Annotated in this window: 9 protein-coding genes and 2 pseudogenes; all 11 read right to left on the bottom strand. The window is 65.8% G+C overall.

Annotated elements, in window-relative coordinates; genetic code table 11:
- Positions 1-25: 25 nt before the first annotated feature.
- Positions 26-1,612 carry an NADH-quinone oxidoreductase subunit NuoN gene (gene nuoN / locus CKW46_RS10045; protein WP_482053112.1) on the bottom strand — a complete coding sequence of 529 codons (1,587 nt, stop codon included), beginning with the start codon at positions 1,610-1,612 and terminating at the stop codon, positions 26-28.
- Positions 1,609-3,194, bottom strand: a pseudogene (locus tag CKW46_RS10050) (NADH-quinone oxidoreductase subunit M). The gene nuoN and the pseudogene CKW46_RS10050 overlap by 4 nt, the downstream one beginning before the upstream one ends.
- A complete protein-coding gene (nuoL, locus tag CKW46_RS10055) occupies positions 3,191-5,092 on the bottom strand; it encodes an NADH-quinone oxidoreductase subunit L (protein ID WP_482053114.1) in 1,902 nt (633 codons plus the stop codon). The pseudogene CKW46_RS10050 and the gene nuoL overlap by 4 nt, the downstream one beginning before the upstream one ends.
- A gap of 10 nt (positions 5,093-5,102) precedes the next feature.
- Positions 5,103-5,402 carry an NADH-quinone oxidoreductase subunit NuoK gene (nuoK, locus tag CKW46_RS10060; RefSeq protein WP_015354935.1) on the bottom strand — a complete coding sequence of 100 codons (300 nt, stop codon included), beginning with the start codon at positions 5,400-5,402 and terminating at the stop codon, positions 5,103-5,105.
- A pseudogene (locus CKW46_RS10065) lies at positions 5,399-6,174 on the bottom strand (NADH-quinone oxidoreductase subunit J). Before CKW46_RS10065 ends, nuoK begins: the two are co-directional and overlap by 4 nt.
- Positions 6,175-6,182: 8 nt before the next feature.
- Positions 6,183-6,677: an NADH-quinone oxidoreductase subunit NuoI gene (gene nuoI / locus CKW46_RS10070; RefSeq protein ID WP_420891829.1), complete on the bottom strand. Its 495-nt coding sequence runs from the start codon at positions 6,675-6,677 to the stop codon at positions 6,183-6,185.
- A 43-nt stretch (positions 6,678-6,720) separates the two neighbouring features.
- Positions 6,721-7,995 (bottom strand): NADH-quinone oxidoreductase subunit NuoH, encoded by a 1,275-nt coding sequence (nuoH, locus tag CKW46_RS10075; protein ID WP_011740429.1) that lies wholly within the window; start codon positions 7,993-7,995, stop codon positions 6,721-6,723.
- Positions 7,976-10,462, bottom strand: a complete 2,487-nt coding sequence (locus tag CKW46_RS10080) for an NADH-quinone oxidoreductase subunit G (RefSeq protein ID WP_015354937.1) — start codon at positions 10,460-10,462, stop codon at positions 7,976-7,978. Before CKW46_RS10080 ends, nuoH begins: the two co-directional genes overlap by 20 nt.
- A complete protein-coding gene (gene nuoF / locus CKW46_RS10085) occupies positions 10,459-11,805 on the bottom strand; it encodes an NADH-quinone oxidoreductase subunit NuoF (protein ID WP_482053115.1) in 1,347 nt (448 codons plus the stop codon). The genes CKW46_RS10080 and nuoF overlap by 4 nt, the downstream gene beginning before the upstream one ends.
- Positions 11,805-12,560 carry an NADH-quinone oxidoreductase subunit NuoE gene (nuoE, locus tag CKW46_RS10090; RefSeq protein WP_117437223.1) on the bottom strand — a complete coding sequence of 252 codons (756 nt, stop codon included), beginning with the start codon at positions 12,558-12,560 and terminating at the stop codon, positions 11,805-11,807. Before nuoE ends, nuoF begins: the two co-directional genes overlap by 1 nt.
- Positions 12,557-13,855 carry an NADH dehydrogenase (quinone) subunit D gene (gene nuoD, locus CKW46_RS10095; protein WP_015354938.1) on the bottom strand — a complete coding sequence of 433 codons (1,299 nt, stop codon included), beginning with the start codon at positions 13,853-13,855 and terminating at the stop codon, positions 12,557-12,559. The genes nuoE and nuoD overlap by 4 nt, the downstream gene beginning before the upstream one ends.
- Between the last annotated feature and the right edge of the window lie 4 nt (positions 13,856-13,859).

Consider the following 13,859-nt stretch of genomic DNA (forward strand, 5'->3'; position numbering starts at 1 on the left):
CCAGCCGGGTCACCCCACAGCTGGTTCAGTGCAGCAAGTGGGCGGCCTGGTTGGCGAGGTCGAGCACCGGTTGCGGCAGGATCCCCAGCAGCACAGTGACCGCCGCACAAACCGCGATCGCCGCCTTGCTCAAGATGCCGGGCGCCACCACTTGCGGTGTGTCGCTGGACTCTTCGGTGAAGAACATCAACACGATCACCCGGACGTAGAAGTAGGCGGCCACTCCGCTGGAGATGACACCGATGACCACCAACGGCGCCGCACCGCCCTCGGCGGCGGCCTTGAACACGGAGAACTTGCTGATGAACCCGCTCGTCAGCGGGATGCCGGCGAAGGCCAGCAGGAACATCGACAGCATCACGCCCACAATCGGGGAGCGCTGACCCAGCCCCGCCCAATGGGACAGGTTGGCGTCCTCGACCCCGTCCGCGTCGCGGACCAAGCCGACGATGGCGAATGCGCCCACCGTGCTGAAGCTGTAGGCAACCAGGTAGAACAGCGTCGCCGACAGACCCGCCGAGTTGTCGGCGATCACGCCGGTCAGGATGAAGCCGACGTGTGGGACCGACGAATAGGCAAGCATCCGTTTGACATTGGTCTGGTTCACCGCGGTGATGGTGCCAACCGCCATGGTCAATATCGAAATCGCCCACAGCACCGGCCGCCACTGATCGTGCAGCGGGGGCAGCGCCACGTAGACCACCCGAAGTAGGGCGACGAAAGCGGCAACCTTGGTGGCCGCCGCCATGAACCCGGTGATCGGCGTGGGTGCGCCTTGGTACACATCGGGAATCCACGAGTGGAAGGGGACGGCGCCAACCTTGAACAGCAGACCGACCGACAGCAGACCGACGCCCACCAAGGCCATGGACATATCGCTGCGTGCCGCCAGCGAATCCCGGATACCGGTCAGGGTCAGCGAGCCGGTAGCGCCATAGAGCAACGCGACACCATAGAGAAAGAATGCCGAAGAGAACGCGCCCAGCAGGAAGTACTTCAGCGCCGATTCCTGCGACAGCAACCGGCGGTGTCGCGCCAGTCCGCACATCAGATACAGCGGCAGGGAGAGCACTTCGAGCGCGACAAACATGGTCAACAGGTCGTTGGCCGCGGGAAATACCATCATGCCGCCGACGGAAAGCGTGAGCAGCGGGAAGATTTCGGTTTGCGCTGCCCCCGCACGTTGCGCCTCGCGTTCGGCGTCGCTGCCGGGCACGGCCGAAGCCTGCGGCGTGAAGGAGTCGAGTCCGCCGCTGCCCGCGGCGACCGCCGTCTTGGTCTGGGCGGCCACCCGGTGGGCGCTGCGTTCAGCGATGAAGATGACCGCCATCACCGCCACCAGCAACACCGTGCCCTGCAAGAACAGCGTTGGCCGATCCACTGCCATCGACCCGAGCACGGCGCGGCGGCCAGTCACCGGAATCGACCGGGCCAGCACGATGACCGCGACGAATGCGGCCACCAACCCGCTCAGGGCCAGTGTCACCTGCGCGCCGTATCGCAGCCGGCGCGGCAGGAACGCCTCGGCCAGCACGCCGACGACGGCGATGCCGAAAACGATGAGCATCGGACACAGCAGGAAGTATTCGATGCTTGGGCTGGGCAAAATCATTCGTGTGGTCCTTCGGCTGTCCGGGGGCGCTCACGCCCGAAACCGGGTGTGGCACCTTGGGCGCGGGATCGTGCTGGCCGATGGTGCTCATGGTGTGCTCGACCGCCGGGTTGATGACATCGAGCACGGGTTTGGGATAGACCCCGAGGATCAGCAGCATCGCGATCAGCGGCGCGACCACGATCATTTCGCGTGGCACCAGGTCATCGATGCGCTCGTTGCCCTTGGCCAGCGGTCCGGTCATCACGCGTTGGTACAGCCACAACATGTAGATGGCGGAAAGCACCAGCGCGGTGACGCCAAAGGCTGCGGCCAGCCAGTAGCGGTTGAAAGTGCCAAGCAGGACCAGGAATTCACTGATGAATGGGGCCAGGCCGGGCAAGGACAGGGTGGCCATGGCCGAAACCAGGAAGGTGCCGGCCAGCACCGGAGCCACCTTCTGCACACCGCCGTAGTCGGCGATCGCCCGGCTGCCGTGGCGCGAGATCAGGAAGCCGGCGATCAGGAAGACCGCGGCCGTCGACAGTCCGTGGTTGAGCATGTACAGCGTCGAACCGCTCTGGCCCTGGGTGGTCATCACGAAGATCCCCGCGATGATGAACCCGAAGTGCGAGATCGACGTGTAGGCGATCAGTCGCATGATGTCGGTCTGACCGATCGCCACGACTGCGCCGTAGATCACGCCGATGATGGCCAGCGTCACGATCAACGGGCGGAAATAGGTTGAGGCGTCCGGGAACAGCTGCAGGCAATAGCGCAGCATGCCGAACGTGCCGACCTTGTCCATCACCGCCATCATCAGCACCGCGGTCGCCGGCGTGGACTCCACCGCCGCATCGGGCAACCAGCGGTGGAAGGGCCACAGCGGGGCCTTGATGGCGAACGCAAACATGAATCCGAGGAACAAGGCTTTGAAGACCGCCGGATGTTCGCCGTAATGCCCGCCCTGCACGCCGGCCACGATGTCGCGGAAGTCGAAAGTTCCAGACCCGTTTTGGGCGGTCACCACATAGAGCCCGATGACCGCTGCCAGCATGATCAGCCCGCCGAACAGGTTGTACACCAGGAACTTCACCGCGGCCCCGGAGCGCGCGCGGCCCTGCCCGAAAACCCCGATGAGGAAGTACATCGGAATGAGCATGGCCTCGAAGAACACGTAGAACAGCAAGACGTCCAGCGCGACCACCGAGATCAGCACCATCGACTCGATGGCCAGCGTCAACGCGACGTAGGCGTGCACACCCCTGGTGCGTTCGCCGCCGTCATTCCAGCCGGCGATCTGCAGCAGCGGGATCAGCACCGTGGTCAGCAGCACCAGCACCACCGCGATGCCATCCACCCCGAGCGTGTAGCTGGCGCCGAACGCCGGGATCCAGGAACGGTTTTCGACGAACTGGTAGTGCTCGCCGCTCGGCTTGAACCCGGTAGCGACGACAACCGACACCGCCAGCGTCAGGACGCTGGCGATCAGGCCGGTCCACTTGGCGAGCTGGCGCAGCCCCGGGGGCAGCAAGATGATGAGCACCGAAGCGGCCAGCGGGACCAGCCACAGCAGCGTCAGCCACGGTACGTGTGAGTTCACCACAGCTGCACCGCCAAGAGCACCGCGGCCACCAGGACTGCACCGGCCAGCATCGACAACGCGTAGTTGCGGGCGAAGCCGGTTTGCATTCGTCGCAACCGATTCGACGTCATGCTCACCAATCCGGCCAAAGCGTTGACCGAGCCGTCCACACCCGCGTTGTCGACCTCGACCACCGCGTCGGTCAGTTGCGCGCCAGGGCGCATGAACACCTCCTCGTTGAAGGCATCGGCATACATGTCGGCGCGCGCGGCCGTCGTCAGCACCGAAACCCGGACGGGGGCCGCCCGGGGGATGGCAGCGGTGCCGTACATCCGGTAGGCGACCGCGATACCGACGGCGACGACACCGAGCGCCACCGTGGTGCTGACCCAGGTCGGGAGCGCATGGGTGGCTTCCTCATGGGCTCCGACGACGGGCTCGAGCCAACGCTGCAGCGTGCCGCCCATCGCCAGCAGACCACCGGAGAAGACGGAGCCGAAGGCCAGCAGGATCATCGGCCAGGTCATCAGGGCCGGAGCCTCGTGCGGGTGGGCTCCCGGCGCCCACCGCTTCTCACCGAAGAAGGTCATCAGCATCACCCGGGTCATGTAGAACGCGGTGACCCCCGCTCCCAGCAGGGCCGCGCCGCCGAGCACATAGCCGCGGGTGTCGCCGGCGCCCAGCGCTGCCTCGATGATCGCGTCCTTGGAGAAGAAGCCCGCGAAGGGTGGCACACCGATGATCGCCAGGTAGCCCAGCCCGAAGGTGACGAAGGTGACGGGCAGGGCGGCGCGCAGCCCCCCGTACCGGCGCATGTCCTGTTCCTCATGCATCGCGTGGATGACCGATCCGGATCCCAGGAACAGTCCGGCCTTGAAGAAACCGTGGGTGAGCAGGTGCATGATCGCGAACGCGTAGCCGGCCGGGCCCAGGCCGGCGGCCAGCACCATGTAGCCGATCTGGCTCATCGTTGAGGCGGCCAGCGCGCGTTTGATGTCGTCCTTGGCGCACCCGATGACCGCCCCCAGCAGCAGCGTGACGGTACCCACCACGACCACGGCCAGCTGTGCGTCCGGCGCCAGGTTGTAGAGCGGGTTGGACCGCACGATCAGGTACACCCCGGCGGTCACCATGGTGGCGGCGTGGATCAGGGCGGATACCGGGGTGGGGCCCTCCATCGCGTCGCCCAACCAGGCCTGCAGCGGCACCTGGGCGGACTTGGCGCACGCCCCCAGCAGCAGCAGCAAACCCATCGCGGTCAGCGCTCCCCGGCTGGCGGCCGGCGCACCGGCAAAGACCCCGGCGTAGGACAGCGTGCCGAAGGTGCTGAACATGACGAACATGCCCAAAGCCAGCCCGGCGTCGCCAACCCGGTTCATCACGAACGCCTTCTTGGCCGCCGTGGCGGCCGACGGCTTGTGGTACCAGAAGCCGATCAGCAGGTAGGACGCCAGGCCCACGCCTTCCCACCCGACGTAGAGCAACACGTAGTTGTCGGCGACCACCAGCAGCAGCATCGAGGCCAAGAACAGGTTGAGGTAGCCGAAGAACCTACGGCGATCGGGGTCTTCGGCCATGTAGGCGACCGAGTAGATGTGGATCAGCGATCCGACTCCGGTGATCAGCAGCACGAAGCAAATGGACAGCTGATCGATTTGCAGTCCGAAGTCCACCTGCAGCTGGCTCACCGGCATCCAGGTGAAGACCGTTTGGTGGATGAGCCGATCGTCGGCGGAGCGCCCCACGAGGTCGGCGAGCATGGTCGCGCCAACGCCGAATGAGGCAAGGGCCGCCGCACAACCCAACCAGTGTCCCCACGCGTCGGTCCGCCTACCGCCGAACAGCAAGATCGCGGCACCCGCCAGCGGCAGCGCCACCAGCAGCCAGGTGTGTTGAGTCCCCAGAAAGTTCGTCACTGTGGCGCTATCAGCCTTTGAGTAGGTTCGCGTCGTCGACCGACGCCGATTTGCGGGTACGGAAAATCGTCATGATGATGGCCAGACCGACGACGACTCCGCAGGCTGCGACCACCATCGTGAAGAACGCGATCATTTGTCCGTCCAGATGCCCGTGCATTCGGGCGAACGTGACAAACGCGAGGTTGACGGCGTTGAGCATCAGCTCGACACACATGAACATGACTATCGCATTGCGGCGCAACAACACCCCGGAGGCGCCAATGGTGAACAGCAGCGCCGAAAGATACAGATAGTTGGCGGGATTCATGACGCACCACCTGTGATGGCCTCGGGCGAAGGCGTCTGGAGTCCATCCGCCCCGCGGGTCTGCAGGATCCCGGGACCGACAACTCGGAGTAGGAGCCGTCGGGCAGCAGCGCGGCCACATCGACCGCGTTGTGGCGTGCGTAGACGCCGGGGTTCGGCAGCGGTGTGGGGTGACCGCCGGGGCGGAAGCGCTCCTGGGAGAGTTCGCGTTGGGACTTGCGGCGCTCGAAGCGCTCCCGGTGGGCCAGCACCATCGCGCCGATGGCCGCGGTGATCAGCAGTGCGCTGGTCAACTCGAAGGCCCACAGGTAGCGCGAGAAGATCAGCGCCGCCAAGCCCTCGACGTTGCCGTTGGCGTTGGCGGCCGTCAACCCCGCGAAGCCTCCGGCCGCCACATTGCCGATGGCGGCGATCAACAGGACACCGAATCCGACCCCGATCACCAGCGCGGCGACCCGCTGCCCGCACAGCGTCTCTTTGAGCGACTCCGCGGAGTCCACACCGATGAGCATCAGCACGAACAAGAACAGCATCATCACCGCGCCGGTGTAGACGACGACCTGGACCACCCCCAGGAACAGCGCGTCCTGGATCATGTAGAACACGGCCAAAATGATCATCGTCATCGCCAAGAACATCGCCGAGTACACGGCATTGACGGCCATCACCACCCCGAGCGCACCGACCAGCGCCAGCGCACCCAGAATCCAGAAGGTCACCGCCTCACCGGTCGAGGTAACGGTGATGGTGTCCGCGGCCAGACTGGAAGCCAGGGTCGAAGTCACCGCGACTCTCCGGTTTTCTGTGTTTCGCGCAAGCCTTCGGCGGTCACGTTGCCCAGGTAGTAGTCCTTGTCGGTGGCGCCGGCAGCCCTGGGATGCGGCGGCGCGGTCATCTCGGGCTGCAGCGGGGCCAGCAGCCGGTCCTTCTCATAGATCAGGTCGGCACGGTTGTCGTCGGCCAACTCGTAGTCATTGGTCATGGTCAGCGCCCGGGTCGGACAAGCCTCGATGCACAGACCGCAACCGATGCAGCGCAGGTAGTTGATCTGATACACCCGGCCGTAGCGTTCACCCGGGGAAAACCGTTGCTCGTCGGTGTTGTCCGCGCCCTCGACGTAGATCGCGTCAGCCGGGCAGGCCCAGGCGCACAACTCGCAACCGATACATTTCTCCAGGCCGTCGGGGTAGCGGTTGAGCTGATGGCGGCCGTGATACCGGGGAGCTACCGGACCCGGCTTCTCCGGGTACTCCTCGGTGACCGTCTTTTTGAACATCGACCCGAAGGTCACGCCGAATCCGGCAATGGAGTCCAGGAATTTAACCACGGGCGTTCTCCTTGCTCGCACCAACTGGCTGAGCCAGCGGCTTCATGGGCAGCGGCGGCGTCGGGAACAGCGGTTCCAAGGCGCCTTGCTCGTCGGGGCCGGCGGCCGGCTGTTTGCCGCGCCGCCGGGCCTTTGTCACGGCGTTGGGCGTGCTGAACGGTTTTCGTAGCGACATCACCAGGATTGCGGCCACGACGATGCTGCTGACCACCAGCGCCGGTGTCCAGTATTGGTAGCCCTGGTTGCGCAGGGTCCGGATCACCGCCGCGATCAGCACCCACACCAGCGAGACGGGAATCAGCAGCTTCCAGCCCAGCGCCATGAACTGGTCGTAGCGCAGCCGAGGGAGCGTGGCGCGCAGCCAGAAGTACATGAACAAAAATCCCCACACCTTGGCGGTGAACCAAAGCACCGGCCACCAGCCCGCGTTGGCCCCGTGCCACAGGTTCAACGGCCATGGCGCGTGCCAGCCGCCCAGGAACAACGTGGCCGCCAGCGCCGAAACCGTTGTCATGTTGACGTATTCGGCGAGCATGAACATCGCGAACTTCAGCGACGAGTACTCGGTGTGGAAACCGGCCACCAGCTCACCCTCGGCCTCGGGCAGGTCGAAGGGGGCCCGGTTGGTCTCGCCCACCATCGAAATGAGGTAGATCACGAACGACGGCAGCAGCAGGAAGATGTACCAGACGCGATCCTGTGCGGCGATGATCTGCGAGGTCGACATGCTGCCGGCATAGAGGAACACGGCCGCGAACGACAGCCCCATGGCCACCTCGTAGGAGATGACCTGTGCGGTCGAACGCACCCCACCCAGCAGCGGGTAGGTGGATCCGGATGCCCAGCCGCCGAGCACGATGCCGTACACCCCGATCGCCGACAGGCCCAGGATGAACAGCACCGCCACCGGCAGATCGGTCAACTGCAGCGGCGTGCGATGCCCGAACACCGACACCACCGGACCGAACGGGATGAACGCGAACGCGGTGAACGCGGGAATCACCGAGATGATCGGGGCGACAAAGTAAACGAATCGATCGATGCCGCCGGGGGTGATGCTCTCTTTGAGCGCCAGCTTGATTCCGTCGGCCAGGCTTTGCAGCGAGCCCTTGGGCCCCACCCGGTTTGGGCCGGGGCGCAATTGCATCCGGCCCAGCAACTTGCGTTCGGCCAAGATCGCCACCAGCACCGTCAGCATGAGAAACACGAAGATGGCGATCGCCTTGGCGACGACCAGCCACCAGACGTCATGTCCGAAATCGGTCATGGGCGCCACTCCTGTTCATCGCTTCGCTCTGCATCGTCGCTGGTGCGGGCCATGAGCCGGCGCCGATTCGTACGACGCTGCCGATCCCCGCGCCCAGCTGGCGATACACCGCCGAACCAGGCGAGTTGAGGGGCAGCCACACCACCCGTTCGGGCATGTCAGTGATGTTCAGCGGCAAGGTGATCGAGCCACGTGACGAGCTGACGGTCACCGCGTCGCCGTCGGCGGCGCCGATCTCGGCGGCAGTTTCTGCCGCCAGACGCACCACCGGTGGGCGTGCGGTGCCGGACAGATGGGGTTCGCCGTCCTGCAACCGCCCCGCGTCGAGCAGCATCCGCCAGCCCGTCAGGATGGCCTCACCCGCCGCGGGTTGGGCCGCACCGGCGGCAGTGACATGGGGGCTGGCGGCGTGCTTGCCATCCCAGTTGCCCAGCGCCGCGAGCTCTTCGCGCGCCGACTCGACCGACGACATCCCTAGATAGACGCCCATCTCATCGGCCAGCGCGTCGAGGACCCGGTGATCTGACTGGCCGGCTTGCTGGGTGCTGCCCCGCAGCGACGGTTCGAATTCCCGGTAGCGGCCCTCCCAGTTGACGAACGCTCCGGACTTCTGCGTGGTCGGCGCGACCGGGAACACCACGTCGGCGCGCTCGGTGACGGGGCTGTGCCGCAGTTCCAGGCTGACCACGAACCCGGCGGCGTCCAGCGCGGCCAGCACCGCGTCAGGGTCCGCGAAGTCGTCGGGCTCCAAGCCTCCCACCAGGAGGGCGTCCAGGTCCCCGTCGGTGGCGGCGGCCAGGATGCCGGCCGCGTCACGTCCAGGGGCGGTCGGCAAGTCGGAAACGTGCCACGCCGCACGAACCTGCGAGCGGGCGGTGTCATCGGCCAGCGGACGGCCGCCGGGCAGCAGCGTGGGCAGCGCGCCGGCTTCCAGCGCGCCACGTTCCCCGGCCCGCCGTGGTACCCAGGCCAGCCGGGCGCCGGTGCTGTCGGCCAACCGTGCCGCGGCGGACAATCCACCGGGCACCGTGGCCATGCGCTCGCCGACCATGATGACCGCGCCCGGCGTCGCCAGCAGGTCACCTAGCTCGCCGGTGGCCAGGGCGTCCAGCGCCGCGGGCTCGGCGCCGGGAGTGGTCTTGATCAGCCGGCCCGACATCTTCTGCAGGCCGCGGGTGGCGAACGGGGCGAGAGCGTAAACGGGAAGACCGTTTTTGCGCGCCGCCTTACGCAGCCGCAAGAACACGATCGGCGACTCGTCTTCCGGCTCGAACCCGACCAGCAACACCACCGGCGCGGATTCCAGGTCGGCGTAGCTGACGGTTACCGGCCGTCCCGCGATACGTGCGGCCAGGAAGTCGGCCTCCTCGGCCGAGTGCGGCCGGGCCCGGAAGTCGATGTCATTGCTGTCCAGGGTGATTCGCGCGAACTTGGCGTAGGCGTAGGCATCCTCCCAGGTGGCCCGGCCGCCGACCAGCACACCGGTGCGGCCGCGGGCTTCCTGCAGGCCCCGGGCCGCTGCCACGATGGCGTGCGACCACGATGCCGGGACCAGGTTGCCGTCGGTGTCGCGGATCAGGGGAGTGGTGATGACGTCCGGCTGGGTCGCGTAGGTGAACGCCCAGCGGCCCTTGTCGCAGTTCCACTCTTCGTTGACTTCAGGGTCATCACCGGCGAGCCGGCGCAGTACTTTGCCGCGGCGATGGTCGGTGCGTTGCGCACACCCCGATGCGCAGTGCTCGCAGACGCTGGGGCTCGAGACCAGATCGAATGGGCGCGCCCGGAACCGGTAGGCGGTCCCGGTCAGCGCACCCACCGGGCAGATCTGCACGGTGTTGCCCGAGAAGTAGGAGTCGAACGGTTCGTCGGCATAGATGCCGACTTGCTGCAGGGCGCCGCGCTCCTGCATGTCGATGAACGGGTCCCCGGCAATCTGGTTGGAGAACCGGGTGCACCGGGCGCACAGGATGCAGCGTTCGCGGTCCAGCAACACCTGCGCGGAGATGTTGATCGGCTTGGCGAAGGTGCGCTTGACGTCGGTGAACCGCGACTCGGGCTGCCCGTTGGACATGGCCTGGTTCTGCAGCGGGCATTCACCACCCTTGTCGCACATCGGGCAGTCCAAGGGGTGGTTGATCAGCAGCAATTCCATCACGCCGTGCTGTGCCTTGTCGGCGGCCTCGGACGTGAGCTGGGTGCGAACCACCATGTCGTCGGTGGCGACGGTGGTGCACGACGCCAACGGCTTGCGCTGCCCCTCCACCTCGACCAGGCATTGCCGACACGCGCCGACCGGCTCGAGCAGCGGGTGATCACAGAACCGTGGGATCTGTATACCCATGAGCTCGGCGGCCCGAATAACCAAAGTTCCTTTGGGAACGCTGATTTCGGCACCGTCGATAGTCAGCGTCACCAGCTCCGGCTGGCTCACCCCGTCGCCGGTCTTGGTATTGGCCGCACTTGTCATTGTGGCCCAGTCCCTTTCGCGGTATTCCGGCCTGCTGTGAGCATGGAGTCCCGGGGATCGAAGGGGCAACCGCCCTGTTCGACGTGGGCGATGTACTCGTCTTGGAAGTGCTTGATCGAGGACATCACCGGGCTGGCAGCTCCGTCACCCAGGGCGCAGAACGACTTTCCCAAGATGGAATCCGAGATGTCGAGCAACTTGTCGATATCCTCGCGGGTGCCCTTGCCCGTTTCGAGGCGCGCGTAGATCTTGTCCAGCCAGAACGTGCCTTCTCGGCACGGGGTGCATTTGCCGCATGATTCGTGCTTGTAGAACTCGGTCCAGCGCCGCACCGCACGGACCACACAGGTGGTCTCGTCGAAGATCTCCAACGCTTTGGTGCCCAGCATGGACCCCACGCCGCCGACGCCCTCGTAGTCCAGCGGCACATCGAGGTGCTCGTCGGTGAGCAATGGGGTCGACGATCCGCCCGGCGTCCAGAACTTCAGTTGGTGCCCGGCCCGTATCCCGCCGGCGTAGTCGAGCAATTCGCGCAGGGTAATCCCCAGCGGGGCCTCGTACTGTCCGGGCCGGGTTACATGGCCGGACAGCGAATACAGGGTGAAGCCGGGCGACTTCTCGCTGCCCATCGAGCGGAACCAGTCGACGCCGTTGAGGATGATGGACGGGACGCTGGCGATCGTTTCGACGTTGTTGATCACCGTCGGGCAGCCGTAGAGCCCGGCAACCGCGGGGAAGGGGGGCCGCAGGCGTGGCTGACCGCGCCGGCCCTCGAGCGAATCCAGCAGCGCGGTCTCCTCGCCGCAGATGTAGGCACCCGCGCCGGCGTGGACCACCAGTTCCAGATCGAATCCGGAGCCATTGATGTTGCGGCCCAACAGGCCCGCGGCGTATGCCTCGGCCACCGCGTTCTGCAGGCGGCGCAACACCGGCAGCACCTCGCCACGCACGTAGATGAACGCGTGGCTGGCCCGGATCGCGTAGGCGGCGATGATGACGCCCTCGACGAGCACGTGCGGTGTGGCCAGCATCAGCGGAATGTCTTTGCACGTGCCGGGTTCGGACTCGTCGGCGTTGACCACCAAATAGTGGGGCTTGGCCGCGGGACCGGCATCGCCCTGCGGAATGAACGACCACTTGGTGCCGGTGGAGAAGCCGGCGCCGCCGCGTCCGCGCAGACCCGAGTCCTTCACCGTTTCGATCACCGCGTCGGGCCCCATGGCCAGGGCCTTCTCCAACGCCCGGTACCCGTCGTGGCGACGGTAGGTGGCCAGCGTCCACGACTCGGGGTCGTCCCAGTAACGACTGATGACCGGCGTCAAAGGTGTTGCCTGGGAAGTCATCACTGCCCTCCAGGTGCCGGCGGTGCCTGCATGTCGTTGTCTTGCGCCACCCGCAGTCCGGCTAATGTCGCGGCACCCGCACCGCCCTGGCCCTGGTCGGGCCGGGTGTCGGGCAAGCCGGCCAGAATGCGCGATGTCTGGCGGAAGCCGCACAGCGGAGCGCCCCGGGTAGGCGCGATCGGTTCGCCAGAGCGCAGCGAGTCAACGAGTTCGCGCGCCGATTCCGGTGTCTGGTTGTCAAAGAATTCCCAGTTGACCATCACCACCGGCGCGTAGTCGCAGGCCGCGTTGCATTCGATGTGCCCCAAGGTGACCGAGCCATCGGAGATGGTCTCGTCGTTGCCGACGCCGAGGTGGTCTTTGAGGGTCTCAAAGATTGCGTCGCCGCCCATCACCGCGCACAGGGTGTTGGTGCAGACGCCGACCAGGTATTCGCCGGTCGGCCCACGGCGATACATGGTGTAGAAGCTGGCCACCGCCGAAACCTCGGCTCCGGTCAGGCCCAACTGATTTGCGCAGAACTGCAGGCCCGCGGGGGTCAGGTAGGAGTCCTCGCCCTGCACCAGGTGCAGCAACGGCAGCAGCGCGGAGCGCTGGTCGGGATAGCGGCCGATGATCTCCTTGGCTTCGATCTCCAGCCGTGCCAGCGCATCCGGCGGGTAGGCCTGCGGGGCGCCCTCAACCGTGAATTGGTTGGGCTCCTCGGGTGGCGGTCCGAGCCGGACGAATACCGGCTGACTCTGTGGCGCGTTCACCGATCCACCCCTCCCATCACGGGATCGATGCTGGCGACCGCGGTAATCAAGTCGGCAACCATCCCGCCTTCGGACATTGCTGCAACCGCTTGCAGGTTGGTGAATGAGGGGTCGCGGTAGTGCACGCGGTAGGGGCGGGTGCCGCCATCGCTGACCATGTGCACGCCGAGCTCGCCGCGCGGTGATTCCACGGCCACATACACCTGACCGGCCGGCACCCGGATCCCCTCGGTGACCAGCTTGAAGTGGTGGATCAGGGCTTCCATCGAACTACCCATGATCTTGGCGATGTGTTCGGGTGAGTTGCCCATGCCGTCGGGCCCCACCTTCAAATCGGCCGGCCACGCCAGTTTGCGGTCCTCGATCATGGTCGGCCCGGGCCGCAGCCTGTCCAGACACTGCTCGACGATCTTGATCGATTCCCACATCTCTTTGACACGAATCATGTAGCGGCCGTAGGCATCGCAACCGTCAGCGGTGATCACGTCGAACTCGTAGTTCTCATAGCCGCAATAGGGCTCGCTCTTGCGCAGATCGTGGGGCAGCCCCGTGGATCGCAGGATCGGGCCGGTGATGCCCAGGGCCATGCATCCGGCCAGATCCAGGTAGCCGACGTCCTGGGTGCGCGCCTTCCAGATGGCGTTTTCGTTGAGCAGATCCCCCATCTCGCGCAGCGGCTGGCGAAGATCCGCAATGGCTTTGGCGATCTCGGTAGGCCCATCCGGTGGCAGGTTCTGTGCCACACCGCCGGGCCGGATGTAGGCGCTGTTCATCCGCAGGCCGGTGATCGATTCGAACAGGCTGAGAATGATCTCGCGGGCCCGGAAACCGACGAACATCGGTGTCATGGCACCCAATTCCATGCCGCCGGTGGCCAATGCGACCAAGTGCGAGGAGATCCGGTTGAGCTCCATCATCATCACCCGGATGACGTTGACCCGCTCGGGAATCTCGTCGGTGATGCCCAGGAGTTTCTCGACACCCAGACAGTAGGCGGTCTCGTTGAAGAACGGCGACAGGTAGTCCATCCGGGTCACGAAGGTGACGCCCTGAGTCCAGTACCGGTATTCGAGGTTCTTCTCGATTCCGGTGTGCAGGTAGCCGATTCCGCACCGGACCTCGGTGACGGTTTCACCCTCGATCTCGAGGATCAGCCGAAGCACCCCATGGGTGGAAGGGTGCTGGGGCCCCATGTTGACGACGATGCGTTCCCCAGGGTCGGCGCCGCGGGCGGCCTCGACGATCTCGTTCCAGTCCTGTCCGCCCGCGACCAGCACGGTTTCGGTGTCGGTCATTTCT

Source organism: Mycobacterium liflandii (assembly GCF_022354805.1).
Lineage (GTDB): Bacteria > Actinomycetota > Actinomycetes > Mycobacteriales > Mycobacteriaceae > Mycobacterium > Mycobacterium marinum.